This window comes from Allosphingosinicella deserti (assembly GCF_003012735.1).
Taxonomy (GTDB): domain Bacteria; phylum Pseudomonadota; class Alphaproteobacteria; order Sphingomonadales; family Sphingomonadaceae; genus Allosphingosinicella; species Allosphingosinicella deserti.
Genome location: NZ_PXYI01000002.1, coordinates 799,867 through 815,766, shown reverse-complemented (window position 1 = coordinate 815,766; position 15,900 = coordinate 799,867). Strand labels below are relative to the sequence as shown.

General features: G+C 61.0%; 3 protein-coding genes. 1 reads left to right on the top strand and 2 read right to left on the bottom strand.

All coding sequences use genetic code 11. The features are described from left to right. Positions 1-7 precede the first annotated feature (7 nt). Complete coding sequence (locus tag C7I55_RS08125) at positions 8-13,729, bottom strand: HNH endonuclease (protein ID WP_158266337.1); 13,722 nt, start codon at positions 13,727-13,729, stop codon at positions 8-10. 1,001 nt (positions 13,730-14,730) lie between these two features. Here C7I55_RS08125 and C7I55_RS08120 point away from each other — a divergent pair. Beyond that, the gene (locus tag C7I55_RS08120; protein ID WP_158266336.1) at positions 14,731-14,952 is read left to right on the top strand and encodes a hypothetical protein; all 222 of its coding nucleotides are present in this window, start codon (positions 14,731-14,733) and stop codon (positions 14,950-14,952) included. 624 nt (positions 14,953-15,576) lie between these two features. Here the strand turns inward: C7I55_RS08120 and C7I55_RS08115 are convergent. Next, positions 15,577-15,879 carry a hypothetical protein gene (locus C7I55_RS08115; RefSeq protein ID WP_146150962.1) on the bottom strand — a complete coding sequence of 101 codons (303 nt, stop codon included), beginning with the start codon at positions 15,877-15,879 and terminating at the stop codon, positions 15,577-15,579. Between the last annotated feature and the right edge of the window lie 21 nt (positions 15,880-15,900).

Sequence of the window (15,900 nt, the reverse complement as noted above, 5' to 3'; positions counted from 1 at the left end):
CTCGATCCTATTTCCTTGGCGGCGCACCAGCGGGCCGAGCCCATATCGCATACCCCCCTTTGTTATCGGGGTGGAAGGTATTCCAGAATTTGGGGTCCCAATGCTGATTGGTGGGCGAAAGCTGCATCGTACCCGGTTCAACATCATGGTGCCAAACCCAACCTTCCGGGGTCGCGCGACCCCCGGCCTTGGCGACAGAGCCCTGCACGCCGGGGATCATTTCCTCCATTTGCGCAGCCCAAACCGGGTCCGAACGTAGCGCGTCATCAAGTGCAGCATTCGCCCTGTTGAAGTGAACGCTATCGCTTTTGCCCCACACGCTTGCGTCCAGCTTCGTTTCGAACGCCACACTGTAAGCTTTGCCAGTTGGTCCGGCTATAGTGGGCACAGTCTCTGCGGCACTGCCGACAACGCGAGTGGCACGCCCCGCACCTGCAAGATCGCCGACAGCCTCAACGCCACGGAGAGCGCCAAGCCCCTTTGACCCAATAAAGATATCGGCAACCGCAACCCCAGTCCGACCGCTAAGCTCGCCAATCGCCCGAGCATCGCCGCTCGCCAACACCGCTCGTGCGCGACCGATGCCAGCTCTCGCTGCATTCGCGAAGTCACTAGGATTGGACATTATCAAGGCGTCGGTGGTTCTCGCCACGCCCTCCAGGGCGGTGACCGGATGCAGCACAGCGCGTCCGATCGCGCTCACTCGATCCAGAATCGAGATTGCCGCACCCGAATACTGACCGGAATAAAAGTCAGCGGCCTTGTTGAACGCCACGGAAGTCGAATGAAAACCCGCGCGCTCGGCTACGATGCCTAAGCCGCGCGCAACGAGCCCTAGGTTGCTGCTCTCTGCCCGCGCACGAATGCTTGATTCTAAATTGTAATAAACATAATCCGCTGCCTTATCGATGTATTCAAGGGCGGTGTTGGCGTAAGATTGCAGCTTATCCCATACATTCGGCACATGACCCGTTACGACAATCTCGGGCTCCGACGACACCGTGGTCCGATCTATAAGGCCTTGGGTGGACGCATATTCAGGGCCGCGTTGGCTTTGGTAGTCGACGATGTCCTTGAGGCCACGCACCGCGGCATTCCCGATCGTCGATGCGATCACATCCGGCAGTACTGCAATGATGTTATCGCCAAAGCTCGTGCCCGTCAGGACGGATCGGGTCGCCGCACCAGAGATCGCTCCGGCGAAGCCCGATGCGGTCTGGTTCCCGAAACTGGCCTGCCGAAATGACTTGGCAGCGCCCGGAAGCGACCGGCCCGCAGCACCGCTCACGCCCGCGCTGATACCGGCAGCTGCCACGCCAGCCCAACTGAACTTGCTCTGCAACTGAAGAGCAACGCCAAGGCCCTGGCCCACTCCATTCGCGATGGCACCTCGGGCCACATCGGCGCCGATGGACCCACCATCGAGGAAGCCCAATCCCTTGACGCCCGACAGCTTGTCCAGTCCTGCGCTTACCCCTCCGGCGATCGCCGACATCGCGACGCCCTTCCAGTTGAAGCCATCCTGGATACCCGTTGCGACGCCCACCGCCTGGCTCACGATCGAGGCGGTAGCGCCGGTCGCGATCCCGCCCAGTACCGGCCCCATCGCGGCCGCGAACGTCCCTGCCGTCGCGAACGTCACCGCGACCGCCACGACCGCCAGCACCAGTTGCCCGAACACGCCGCACTTGTTGCTCTTCTGCGTCTGCGGCTTGGGCGTGGTCGGGCTGGTCTCGCCCATCGCCTCGGCCGGATCGTAGGGCTTGAACGTCGACGCATTGTGCGTGTTCTTCATCACCCCGGCTGGGATGGTGAGCCGCTGCCCTTCCATCAGCGCGTTCGACGCCGACAGGCCGTTCGCCTCGGCAAGCTTGTACCAGAGCGAGGCATCGCCCCAGAGCTGTGCCGCGATCGAGGTCAGCGTCTCGCCGCCCTGCACGGTATAGCTCCCGCCCGAGCCGCCCTGGCTGTAGCTGGTCAGCGCGCTCGTGCTCAGGTCGAAGTCGGCATGCGTCCCGCCATAGGCGCCGCCGTTGCGGAACGCGCCGGTGCCGGCCGTCGCCGTGCGGTTCGAAACCGAGCTCTGGTAGTCGGTGTCGAGCGTGCCGTTGTTGCCGACATAGCCCATCTGCTTGCCGCCGAACCGGTACCACGCTTCATGCGGATCGCCGTTGAGGTAAGGCTGGGACTGGGTCGGTATCTTGTTGTCCGCCTCATCGCGACGGATCACCTGCCCGGTCATGTCGTTGGTGTAGGTGACCGTCCTCGGGCGGCCGTCATTCACCTGCGCGGACTGCAGCTGCCCGGCATCATTGTAGCTATAGGTCGTCCTGAAGATGGTGTTACCATCGTGATCGCCATCTTCTGTATATGTCCCAGAAGATGCGCTGTACGTGTAAGTGCCGGCATCTTCGTCATAGCGGACCTGCGTGGTCACCGCCCCGTCGTACCACCCAATCGTGTTGTCGGTACGCGTGTCGAGCGGGTTCGCGCTGCCCGTTGCCAACGTCGTGCCCTTGACGAACTTGTCGTTCCGCGACGTCGACCAGACCACCGCACCGAGCGCGTAAGAGGTGCCGGTTCCATAATTGTTGACGATGGTGCTGCGGAAGATGTCAGCGCCGCGCCGGGTGTTGGTGGTCTCCCCGGTGATCTGGCCCTTGCCGTTGTAGGTGACGTCGCGCTGATACTGAACGACCGTGCCGCCAGCGTCATAGTCGATCTGCCGGGTAACCCGCCCCATGCCGTCATAATCGTAATCTGCGCGCTTCGTGCCCGTCCCCGAGGGCTCTGCGCCGATCAGCGTTCCATCCGGCGCAGTCGTCGAACCACCCTGTACGACATAGACAAGGTCGAGCTGCCCCGCCGTCGTGTAGCTGTAGCTTTCCCTCTGAATCGCCTCGTAAGGAACGCTGTAGCCCCCATCGTTGGGATCGCCATAGTCTTCCGATGCTGCCACGAAACGGGTCGTCGTCATGCGCTGACCCGCGGCGTTGTAGGTGTTCGCCTCACCTCCAACGATGCTGCCCCCTTCAAGGCGGCCTGCGGACAGCGTCACCCGATTCAGCACGTCATATTTGTACCAAAGGTCCTTCGTCGGCGCTGCGCCGGCGTCGCCCCCCTGAGCATTCAGAAAACGGTGGGCCGCCCGCGTCCGGCGGATGTTGCCGTTGGCATCATATTCATAATCGGTGCGCGCCGCCGGCGCAGTTCCCGTGCCGGCCTCGCTCCACCAGAGCAGACGGCCGGCCGTGTCGTAATCGGCCGTCGCATTCTGCACGACACTCGAGACTCGGTCAGTGTCATGATAATAAGAGGATCCGCCCTCATCCCAGGAATACTGGTAATATTCTTCCACCGTATCGACGGTGTACTGAGCTACGAGATTACCCAGCACGTCATAGCCGTGGCTGGTGGTCTTGCTGCTCCAGTTCTTCGTGTCGGATGCCCCCGACGTTGCCGTGATCGTGTCGACCAGCCCCGAGTTCAGCCAGGTCCAGGTCATAGCCCCGGCGCCGGTGCGCTCGACCAGGCGCCCGGCCTTGTCGTAGGTCATCTCCGAGATGCGCCCGCCAAGATCCTTCTTGTAGAGGGCATGGCCGAACACATCCTCCTTCTCAATGGAAGTAAGAGAGTTAGCGAGGGTCGTCGTCGTCGTCCAACCGCCCACGGTCACGTCTGCAGTCTGCAGCGTCGCATCCCAGGCATAGCTCGTCGTCGTCGTGTCGCCGCCGAACGCCACCTGCCGCGTCACCCGCCCCTGCAGATCATAGTCGGTGATTTCGGCGTTGGCCGCACCCAGGACCGTGTTGGTGTGCAGGATGCGCTGGCCGAGAAGGTCGTACAGGTAGCTATGGGTGAGCCCGCCACGCTCGACCTGAGTCGTCAGCCGCCCCATCTTGTCGTAGCTGCGCGATTCGTCTGATGCGGCAAAATTGTCCAGGTTCGCGGCGTATAGCTCGCTGCGGAACAGGCGCGCATCGCCGAACTGGTCATAATAGGTCCGTGCCACGCCATTATCGGCGTGGAGTTCCGCCGTGACCAGGGCCTCGCTGCCGCCATAGCCGGTGCCGGCGAGAAGCTCTCGCGTGGTGCGGTTGCCGTTTGCGTCCGTCGTACCGGTCAGGCGCCCAGAAAGATCGTAGCGGAAGGATTCGGTCGGCGCGACATTCTGCCTGGTGCCGTTCTCAAAAGTTACCGAGACCGTCGGCCGGACGATCGAGCGCACCCGGCCCATCGTGTTGTAGGTGTAGCTGGTCTGCGCTCCTTCTGCATTCTTTTCCCAGGCGACCTCGCCGAAGGCATTGTAGCCCTTCGTCGTCGAGACATCGACGACCGTTGCCGCGTTCAACTGCCGCTTCATCGCGGACTGTGCAATGGCTTGCCCGCGTTTGTCGACGCCTATGGCCGTGGTATTGATGCGGTCGACATAGACATAGCCTGGAGCAGCGCCATTTCCCTTGGAAAGCGCGATGACCTGTTCCAGCGTCTTGCCGGCGAGATCGCTCCCCTCGTCTTCGACGACCAGGGTCTGATTGCCCGCCTTGTCCGAGACGAAATAGCGCCAGACGCCATCGCCGGAATTGGAGGCCGTGAGCCGGCTCCCGACGTCGTAGACGAACTGCTCCTGATAGGCCGGAGCAGAGGCCCATGCGGAGCTGCCGCGGCCGGTCACGTCACCGAAAGTGTTGTACCGAATGTTCTGGCGAATGCCCGCCTGCCACGCTCCGTTGACCAGAGTGGCGTTGCCTTGGCCCGTCACGCGGCCGAGCGCGTCCCGGACATAGAGCAATGCTTCGCTAATGTCGGTATAGGTGATCGCACCCTGAGCCGAGATGCTCTGTACCCGACGGCGCACATAGGATTCGCGCAAAACGTTGCCGGCTCGGTCATAAGCGTAGCTGAACGTGTCGCCGGCGGCATTGGTCATCGACGCGAGCCGACCACCCGCACCGTAAACATAAGTGGTAACGCGCTCCGCGCTCATACCCTCCGTAGTGCGGAGGAGATTGTTCAGACCGTCATATTTGTAGGTCGTGGTGGGGGTGACCTCGTTGTTGGTCTGGTCGCGGAATTTCGCCCGCTGTTCCTTCTCCAGGCGCCCGGCATTGTCATAGGTGTAAGAAGTCTGGTCCCCGGTAGCTTCCCTTTTGGTGAGGACCTGGCCAAGTGCATTGTACGTATATCGGATGATCGAATCGGCGCTCGCCTGCGCCTTGGTTCCGTCGAGCCAGCGCTGCTCACTGAGACGGCGTCCGTTCCGGTCATATGTGAATTGGGTGACGCGGTTGTCGATGCTGGTCGGCGAGGTATGACTCCCGTCAGCATAGACCTCGACGCGCGTGGCCCATCGCCAGTCGGTGGTCACATTTCCCTCGGCATCGTATCGCCAGGAGGTCATATAGCCTTCTTGGTCGATCTGCTCGAGGCGGTTACCAAGCTTGTCGTAATAGTTCCGGATCACATTGCCGTTCGGATCCGTCTGCCGGATGACGTTGCCGGCGGCATCATATTCGAAGCTGGTGGTGAGGTTTGCCACCCCGTTCTGATAGCCCCCGCTGGTCCAGGAGCCGGCCAGAACCCCCACTTGCGTGGTGCTGAGCAGACGATTCAAGCCATCATACGAGAAGAATTTAACCCTGTCATCGACGCTCTTCGCGGGCAGACCCGGTTTCGTGTCCGTCGGCGATGACGCCCGAAGCGCATGTTGCCTTTCGGAAACGAGGTTGCCGTTGACGTCGTATTGCCGGGAAACAACATTCCGGAGTGCATCGATCTCCTCGACGACCCGGCCCATTTTGTCGTAATAATAGCGTGTACTAGCGTTCAGGGCGTCTATTTTCTCGATAAGGTTACCCAGCTGATCGTAGCGGTACTGCTCCGTAGGCTGATCATCGGTATTCTCAGTCTGGCCTGGCTGAAGGATATAGCCGACAGTATCGCCGTACATTTTCTTGACACGGTTTAGCTTGTCATACTCGTAGGTCGTCGTGCGCTTCTCCGCGAGATTGGACGCCTCCACCTTCTGGAGCATGTTGCCGCGGGCATCATAAGAGAAGGTATTGACGATCGTGGTCGTGACGCCCGGCGTGAGCTCCGACTTGATCTCCACCGTCTCCCTGGTGGCACGGCCAAGCTTGTCGTAGACATAGGTCGTGACGCCGCCGCTCTTGCTCGTGACGGTCTTCCGATGGCCGAAGGCGTTGAGCACGTAGCTTTCGATCTTGTTTTCGGCGTCGATCACATCGGTGATCCGGTCGAGCTTGTCCCGGACGAACCAGGTCGTCGCATCCCGTTCAGAATCCCGGTTGACGGTCGGTCGGCTATTCTCGCTGTAAGTACCGGACACGGCCTTTGCGCGCCGGGTCACGCTGGCGATCGCGCCGCCGAGCGTATAGGTCGTCTCCGTCGCATAGCCGCCGGTCTGGTCGTGACCGCCGGCGTCGACCTGCAACCGGACGCGGTTCAGCGCATCATAATAAGCGTAGCTGACATTTCCGCGCGGATCCTTGACCTTCACGGCATTGCCGAAGCTGTCATAGGTCGTCTCGGTCTCGGCCCAGGTCGACGCATCGATCTGGTTGCGCTCACGCTTCACGTGCCCGAGTGCGTCATATTCATAGGCGGTCTGCTTTGCACCGGTCTTGATGGTCAGCACCCGGCCGACCCCATCGTACGTGTAGACGGTCTCGCTCTGATAGGGAGTGCCTGAGGGAACTGTTTCGCTCGGGTAGGTAGCGCCGAAAGCCTGGATCTCGCTTGCAAGACGCCCTGCCTTGAACGTTCGAGCAGTGATGCTCTCGGCCGTTGTTCCGTAGGCGTAATAGGTCTTGATGGCCTGGCCGAGCGCGTCAAGCTCGTGATGGGTCACCACCGACAGCGGGTCGGTGATATCCGTCAGACGGCCGGCGGAATCGTAGCCGTAGCGCGTGACCGCGGCCTTGGCAGCATTCGCACCGGCTAGCAGCGAAGCGACGGATGCGGCGGTCGTTCCGTCAACGATGTCGTTGAACTGCTCGGCGTAGCGCGTCTCGGATTTGACCCGTCCGGCGCCGTCATAGGTGAAAGCCGTGACGAAGTTCTCGGCATCGACCGAATATTGCACGCGCCCGGCCGCGTCATAGAAGCTGCGATCGACCCGTCCGGTCTTCCCGCTCATCCAAGCCGACAAGCCCGCCGCGGTAAACTCGCCGCTCCAGCGGTCGTCGAAGCGCGTCTGCTTCACGACATTGCCGTTGCCGTCGTAGGCGTAGGCAGTGACGTAGCCTTCCTCGTTCACCGAAACCCAGGGACGATCGGCAACGTCATGCAAGACGCCGTAGCCGCGCAGATCGGGCCGTGCGCCAAGTGAATATTTTGCGATCTGCGCCTGGGCTCCGGCGACGTCGTAGAGCGTCGAAGGAGGAATGGGCCGGTCCACCGGGCCTCCATAGCGAACCGTCAGCTCGAGATTGCCGTGTGCGTCGTAGCGATATTCGGTGAGCCCCCGAAGCGGATCAATCGTGAACCGCAAGCGACCGTCACCATCGAAAACATGATTGGTGAATTGGTCGGCATCCGCGTTCTTCGCGGGTTGGGCGAAAGTCTTGTTGACGGCATCGATCGTAGCCCGCGCGGCATAACGCAGCGTGCCGACGATCCGGCCCTCCTTGTCGTAGAAGGTCTCCGTGACCCGTCCCTCACGATCGGCCGCCAGGACCTGCCGGTTATCCGAATCATATTGATAGTAAGTGGTGTCCCCAGCGGCATCCTTCCGCCACAGCACGTTGCCTCGGCTGTCATAGCCGAACTCGGTCTTGAGATTGAGCCCATAGGGATCAACCCGGGTCGCAATCAGCCGGTCGGCCTTGTCGTAGACATAAGCGGTGGTCTTCGCCGCAGCTGTGCCCCACCCCTCGGTGACCGCGACCTGACGCCCGCTGGCGTCGTAGGCGTAAGCGGTGGTGGCGTTCGGCTTACCTGCCCCCGGGCCTGCGATGTGCCGCAACACGTTGCCCGCGAGATCATATTCGATCGCCGTGACGTTGCCGTCCGCGCCCACGACCTCGATCTTCTGACCCTTGCCGTCATATCGGTATGTGGTGATGAGATTGAGCCCTGCGGGATCGACGATCGTCTTCAGGACGCGGTTGGCGGCGTCATATTCGTACGTCGTAACAACTTTATTCGCATCAGTCGTCTTCTTGACACGCCCGGCAAGATCGAACTCGCTTTCGATCGTGTTGCTGACTGCGTCGAAGGCCTTAGTGACATTTCCGTCACGATCGTAAGCATAGGAAACGCCCTTGTTCGATGCATCGACAATCGAGACTGTCTCGTCAAACATGTTCTTGGTAATGGTGGTGACAACATTCTCGGGCGTCGTGATCGTCAGGGTTCGACCGAGCGCACCATAGACATAGGAGGTGCGCTTGCCATTCCTGTCAGTGGAGAATCTCAGGTAGCCGCGGCTGTCATATTCGTAAGTCTGCTCGTTCTGGGCAGCATCCTTCTGAGCGGCGTCCTTGACGCTGATCACGCGGCCGGCGCGATCGTAGCCCGTGTTGCGCAGATATCCGTGGGCATCCTGCGTCTGCCACGCGCGTCCGAACGCATCGTACGAGGTCACGCTCGCAAGATTAAGCCCGCCTGAATCCTTGACCGTCTTGCTGTGATTCCCGCGGCGGTCATATTCGAAGATCGTCTTCTCGGATTGTGCCAACGGAAGCGGGCGCGTGATGGAAGCGACCTGCCCGAAGGCATTGTACGTATAGCTGGTGCTGTTGTTGAGCGCGTCCTTGGTTGCCCTGACGAACCCCGCGGCGTCATAATCGACATGCTCGACGCTGGCATGCGACATGAGCTCCGGATATTCGATCTTGACCTCGACAGCACTGGTGGACGTGTAAAGACTGGAATCGAAGTGAACGTCACCGGTGACACCCTCGACCGTGTGGAGGAGCCCGGAGGTCGACGCAATCTCGAAATTGTCCCCTACGCCATATCGCAGCGTCGAGCCTTCCCGCCACATCCACACAATGTTGGTAAAATCCGGACCCTCGAGATCTCGGGTCGCTTTGACCACGCCATTGTCGAGGGCATGAACCTTCTTTTCCCAGGTGAGCTGTAGCCCGTACTGGACAGATTGCCAGCTGGTATCGGCGAAGACATTCGTGCCGACGCCGATGACGAGGTTGGGCGAGTAAGGCAGATAGCGAGCGGAGATCCGGAAGTCTCCGGTGATCGGCTGGTTCGACGTTGCGCTAGCATCCCACGCGTTGCTCGTGCTGCCCTGCTTGGCAATGGTGAATGTGCCGTCGCCGAGGTCCGTGATCAATGCGTTGGCATGGTTGGCCAGCCCGGGCTTCTGCGGATCAAAGAACTGCACTTCCATCGAACTGTTGACTTCAAATAGCAATGTATCGAAGTGCATTGGACCGGCTACGTTGTAGATGGTCCGGAAAATACCAGATAGAGAGGAGGCAGACTGCCAGTCCGGACCTGTGCCGTAATGGAGCGTCGTTCCCGTTCTCCACATCCACATTTTACCGTTGATCGCTTTGGTAGCGACCTGGACGCCAGCCTCGTAATAGTAGGCTGTTCCATTATAAATCTGAAAGCTGTAATCTATAGCAGCCGTATCTGCGGCCTTCGCTGCTCCAGATATTGCAACATGATAGTTTGACGACGGCGAAATGTTTGTTACGGAGAAGGCGAAGTTACCTTCGAATGGCTCCGTCGACACGGCGCTCGCATTCGGACCATAAGCGACACCTGGCGCTTTCGTGATCTGGAACCGCCCAGCGCCCTTGCTGACCACGGACGTGTTGGCATTGTTGGTGATCTGCACCCCGTGGTGAAGTCCGGCGACAAGCGCCCGGATAGCTGCGCCTTCGGCTGCAACACCGCCCGTGAGACCAGGCAGATTGCCGTTGGGAAGGCGATATTCATACCGTATCGTGTCGGTGAGCTCGCCAACCGCATTGCGGCGGTATTCGATGACGTCACCTGCGGCATTCACCTCGATGGCAAGCTCCCCGTCGATCCCGTAATAATAGACGGTACGATTGCCACCCGCGTCCTTGCCGTTGGGCTCCGTCTTCGAGATCAGCCGGCCCGCTGCATCGTAGCTGTAGGTGCGGCCGTAAGTCTTGTAGATACGGTCGATCTCACTGGCCGGCGCATTGGCAGGGAGCGGAGCGAGCAACGCGGAGCCCTCGCTTCCGACTTCTCCAATCAGCCGCCCGAGCCCGTCATACCTCTGTTTCGTGAAACGATTGTAGCGATTGTCCGGTGAGGGAACGTCATGCCGATCCGTCGTTTCGAGCCGCCCGAGCTTGTCATAGGTGTAGATGCTCCACTCATAGGTGCCCTGCGCCCGATCGCGACGCTCTGACCGCATCTTCCCGTAGACATCATAGTCGTAGGTCGTCGTCTCCGCCGTTGCCCCGCCGGTCGTCGAGACGAGGTCTCCCGCATTGATCGGCGCGGGAATTGAAGAGGCGGGCACGGTCCGCAAAACCTTCTCGCCGACGGTCTTGGTCAGCAGCTGGCCCGTCAGCGAGTAAGTGTAACGGGTTATAGTGCCTTCCCCATCCACCTCGGCCGTCAGGTCCCCGCCGCTGTTGTAGACGTAGTCGTGGAGAATCGTCCTGGACTGATCACCTCCGCTCGCGATCGCTTCCAGGCTCGCCAGACTCCCGGTCCGCCGTGCCGTCGGATCCAGGATTTGCCCTGAATATCGAATCGTCTGCACCTTCCGACCGAAGCCGTCGTAAACGGTGCGCGCCAGGGCGCCGTCACCGTCCATCGTGGCGATCAGCAGGCCGTCGCGATCGTAGAAGTTGCGGAGGATGCGATCATTGTTCGTGTTCTCCTGCGGGAGAGGCAGGCTCGAAGGACTTCCGGACGCGCGATACCCCTCGACTAGGGACGCATGGAGGAAATTGGCGAACCGGGTCTCGGAAATCGGCCTCCCGGCCCCGTCATAGACATATTGTACAACGGCTCCCTTCCCGTCGATCGTTCCGGAAAGGCGACCCGCCTGGTCGTAAACGCGCCACTCGTAGCGGTCATCTGCGTGCGCGCCCGGCATGACCACCAAGACGTTCGTCGGGTTGCCTGCGGCGTCGACCAGGCTCTCGAGCTGTGCGTTGGTCAGCTTCGCGCCATGCCGGATCGTCGCGATGAGGTTGTCGTCGAGACTGTAACGATATTCGGTGACTGAGCCGTCCGGCTTGATGTCCGCGGCCCTTCGGCCCGCCCCATCGTACAGGATGCTGCTCCGCTGACCAGTGCCGTCGATAATCGCCCGCAACCGACCCGCCGCATCATAGCGATAGCTGGTCGTGCTCGTTGCTCCGCCACCCGACTTCACGACATTGATCAACCGGCCGAGTGAATCGAATGAAGACGTTTCGAGTGCGCCGTTTGCGAGCTGGACCACCGTCTGGGACGACACTCCACCAGGGGCGCCGCTCAGGACAGAGTAACTGAGCTTGGTCTCGTTCCCGTTCGAGTCCTTCTTGGATTCGACACGCAGGAGGCCATCGTAGCGATAGGTTTCCGCGAAGGCGTTGCCCACCCTATGATAAACCAGATTGCCGGCTGTATCATAGCCGAACTCGGTGGCTCGGGCATCCCGGCCATATCCATTCACAGCCACATTGGTCCAGTGACGGGCAATTTCGACTTCACCACGCACGTCGCGCTGGTAGGAGATCAGCGACGTCCCGCTCCAGTCGGTGATCGCAAGTTCCCAATTTCGGATCGTCGCATAATCAATCGCGGCGCCCGGCGACAGCCCTGCCATGGGATAGCGCTTGTTGCCCAGCGACCTTTCCTGCGAGACCAGGCCTTGATTGTTCTCGTAGGCCGTCACGCGACCTTCGGCCGACACCCGATACGCCAGGGCCATGCTGGGATCGTACACGTAGCGCGTGGTCGTCGCCTCGCGCACCGCGACATTGTCGATGCCCCATGATTCGTCCTCAGGGACCTGGTCAAGTCCCGACCCGAAGCCGAGCCGGACAGACGAGCCCGTCCCGGCCACCGCCAGCTGAACATGGTAAGCGCGGTCCGGAGCGTTGGGGCCGATGCCGAGATCGCTGTCCTGGCCGGAAGACGTGATCCGATAGGTGCCGGTGAGCCCCGCTATGGAGAAGGTTCCGCTCGCGTCCTGCCCCGGCACGAACGAGATTGCTGCGCCGCCATTGAGGTATACCCGGAAGGCCTCGCCGTCCCAGGTGTCGAACTTCAGGAATTCGAAATCGATGATCGTCCGGCCGCTGCCGTTCAGCACAAAGGTCTTCGACAGCGCTTCACCGTCGCCGGTCCAGCCGAACCGACCTGCGAAGTGGCTGACCGAGCCGCCCACACCACTGAATGGACCCGAGACAGGAGCGGCGGCGCCATTGAGGAGCCATCCGGTTGAAAGCCCGTCCTCGAAGCTCTCGGCCGGCGCGACGAGCGATTCCCTCGTTTCGGTCAGAATCTCGTTGCGGGCACCATAGGTACGCCGAATGATATTGCCGAGGGGGTCCGTCTCGGTCAGGACGTTCCCCGCACCGTCGTAAGTGAACGTCGCAGCATCGCCGGCAGCGTCTTCAATGATCAGAACGTCGCCAGTGACTGCATCGTAGCTGAACTTTGTCGTCGCCTGCGCCAGACCGCCAGCGGCCGCGGGAGCCGTAATCTGCTTCAGCCATTTGTCGGCGCTTACCCCATCGAAGTCGAGCCGGGTGACCTGCTCGAGCGGATCGGTGACAAGGGTGTAGTTCGTGCCGTAAGTGAGCTTCGTGACGCGCGTCGTGCCACCCGGGCCGGCCTCGGTGATGCTGGTCACCGCAGCTCCGGTATAGCCGATCTTGACGAGAGTCCCGTCGCTCTGCTCGATCATCTCGATGCGGTTGGTGCCGTCGCTCAGATAGTGATAGGTCGTGACGTAGACATCGGAGTCCGCAACGTTGCTGTTTTCCGGACTGAGATCGACCGTTACCGTCTTCAGACGATTGCCATTGTCATATTGGTACCAGGTTCGGGTCAGCGTCGCCGATTTGGGTGGAGTGCTCGTTACGTCTGTGTATCCCGTGGTGATCGACCTGAGGTTGTTCTTGTTTTCAACCGACCATTCATATTGGATAAAGCCGCCGTCTGCAGTAGTTATCTTCTGGAGATTGCCCCCCTTTTCGGGAAAATAGGTGAATGTAAGAGAGTTGCCGTAGCGGTCGGTTTCGGAAGTGATGCGAGCGTAGGCGCTTTGAACATCTTCTTTCTGGTAGATCTCTCGTGCCTGAGTGGTTCCGTCGACCCATGTCCAAACCTTGTTGGACAACGACAGCGTGTCGTGAGCGCCGGCCCCGGAGGTGGCGACGTACAGGCCGCGCGTCCCGTTCCACGTGTAGCTTATCTCCGATCCGTCCGCCGAGACGCGCGTAGCGACGCTTCCGGCCGCGTTCTCAGTGCCGGCAAGCACGATCCTGCGATCGCCGCTCTGACGCCACCGGTCTCTATTCTCGTCGAGCCCCTCCGCGGCCTGGCTGTTATAGGTCCGCGAGACGATCGCGTCGGGGCCACGTCCGATCAGGATCTCGTCGCGCTGGCTGACGACCAGATTGCCGTTCGCGGCATTGACGAACAGCTGCTCGCCGGTTTTCCCCAGCGATGAGGAGCCGAGCAGGCCCGCCTTGCCCAGCAAGGATCCCGACCCGCGCTCGAGTCCCGTGCCACCGCCCGTGAATATCGCAACCATTGAACTTCCCCCTCCGACGCGGCAGCCAGATGCCGGCATCGTCCTTCTCGTTGGGGCGCCTGCCGCCCGCTCGACTCCCTGATCGGGAGAATCTCAGCAATGTTTAGGCCGACGGCGAAATATCTGTGCGTCCTCTTCGACCCTTGCTCGCGCGGTCAGGGAGCCGGGTTCAAGGTTCGAGGCTAACGACGCGCTCGCAGGTTTCGCGCCATCCTCGCCGCAGCGGAGCACGAACCGGGTAAACGGAGGGGCCCGTCAGGCGCTATGTCGAGAGCCATGCACGATCCAACATGCACGCTCGTCGACATGAATAGTCCAGAGCAGCTCGATGCGGATCGGCCGCGTTGCAGCGGCGGATGATCGAGCGGCCGTGACAAGATGCTCTGAAATATTGGATGACAACAGGGCTTATATCCGGCGCATGTCGAGCATGTTGAAGTCTGTCAGCGGAAACCTTGGGCCAGCGCACGACCTGCAGATTTGCACAACAGGTGGCGACCGCCTCATGAGCAAGGATCCAGCGGCTTTCCTTTCCCTGCCGACTCGGATCTCAATCCTGGGCGTTGCATCCGACCCGAGCCACTGCGTGCTTGAAGCGGCTTCCACAGCCCTTCCGTGGTGCAAAGGCAGCGGATAACAACGCACGCGGGGGCGTTGGCGCTCTCAGCTTAGCCTCTCTCGCGCCTCGAAATCGACTTCGCGACCCGTTCGCTATCGCAGGAGCCCAGAGCCCACGTGCATCAGCTTCAATATCCGCGATCGATGGGACAAATGGCTTCGACCCATTCCCCGGTGAGGCCGGCGTTCGTATATTGAGGTTCAGACCGTTCTTGTTGGGCAAGGGGCTGCGCCCCCCTTTCGATGAGCCAATCCGCGTTGTCCTGGGTGTGCCACGCCGCTTTCGAACATGGGTCGATGGTGGCGGCGCCAGCTTCGATCTGCCTTTCGGTGTCCGGCGTAACTTCGAATATAGTTGGTCAGCGATTGCCGATGCTGCGGTCGTGCACGACGCATCCGGCCAGCCCCATCTTAAACGCCGGCCGCTGCTCGATCCGCTCGATGCAATCGACGTCCAGCTGATCGGCGACGGTTCGGGCCGCGACATTCTCTTCACGCCTTTCGCGACCTGGACGATCGACGCCAGCCATTTCGATCAAGTCCGTCGTCAATCGATCGACGCTCTCGCAATCGAGATCCACTGCAGCTTTGCAGACGGCAGCTGACGCATCATTCCAGCGTTTTCCGCTGAACCCAGTGCTTTGGCGCTCGATCAAAGCTACTCTCAAGTCAGAGCCGAGGTCGGCGCCGCTTCTTCCCGCTGGCGGCTGCCGTGCACGCGCGGCGCGTCGAGATCATCGTCAGCCGCTTTCAACATCTCAGTTGCGACCGGGGTGTCCGCTCTCTGCCGAAGAAGTCTCAGGTGACAACATCGGGAGGAACTCCGAATGGACATGCACCGCGAGCGACCACAGGCTGAACCGGGGCGCGGTTCGAGCATGAAGGCGCTCAACCGCTATCCAAGTGGTTGCGTTCAAAATCGACGGATGATGAGGTGGCGACCGCCTCTTGGGGATCCAGGGGGTCTCCTTCTCCCGTCAACCCGGACCGCCATGATGGGCATGGCATTCGATCCGGGCCGCTCCGTGCTTGAAGGGCCTCCCACAGCCCTCCCGTGGTAAAAGGGTCGCGGGCAATAGGCACGCAGGGGCGATCGCCGTCGTCAGCTTAGGCGCACGAGCCTAGATGTCGATCCCGCGGCTTATTCAACGATGTACGTACCCCAGAGCCGCGGTGCATCAGGGTCGTGGCAATTGATGACCAATCACCACCCGAGGTTATCGAGACACTCATCGCGCGGCCGGCATCGGGACGGGAATGAGCCGGGCGCGCCGCGCACCGCAAACGGTGCAGTTCAGCCGTCGCTCAGCCTCCTTGATCGTCACCGGCAGCGGGAACACGTCGGCGAATGCAGACGGCGCAACGACGATTTCATGCCCGCATGCACGGCAGAGCACGGGGCAATTCGCGCGGTGCCGGCTGAAGCTGAAGGTGGTTTCGAATCGAGCGTTCGCCATGCCGGAACAGAAATGGAACAAGCGAGTGGGGTCAATCCGGCCGCCCTGTGGATTGCGAGGATGATCGGTCGACACGGCTCTTAGCGGCGCCATTAC

What these genes read in the sequence shown, in the direction of transcription:
- C7I55_RS08125 (WP_158266337.1), bottom strand. Translation starts at nt 13,729, where the DNA reads ATGGTTGCGATATTCACGGGCGGTGGCACGGGACTCGAGCGCGGGTCG.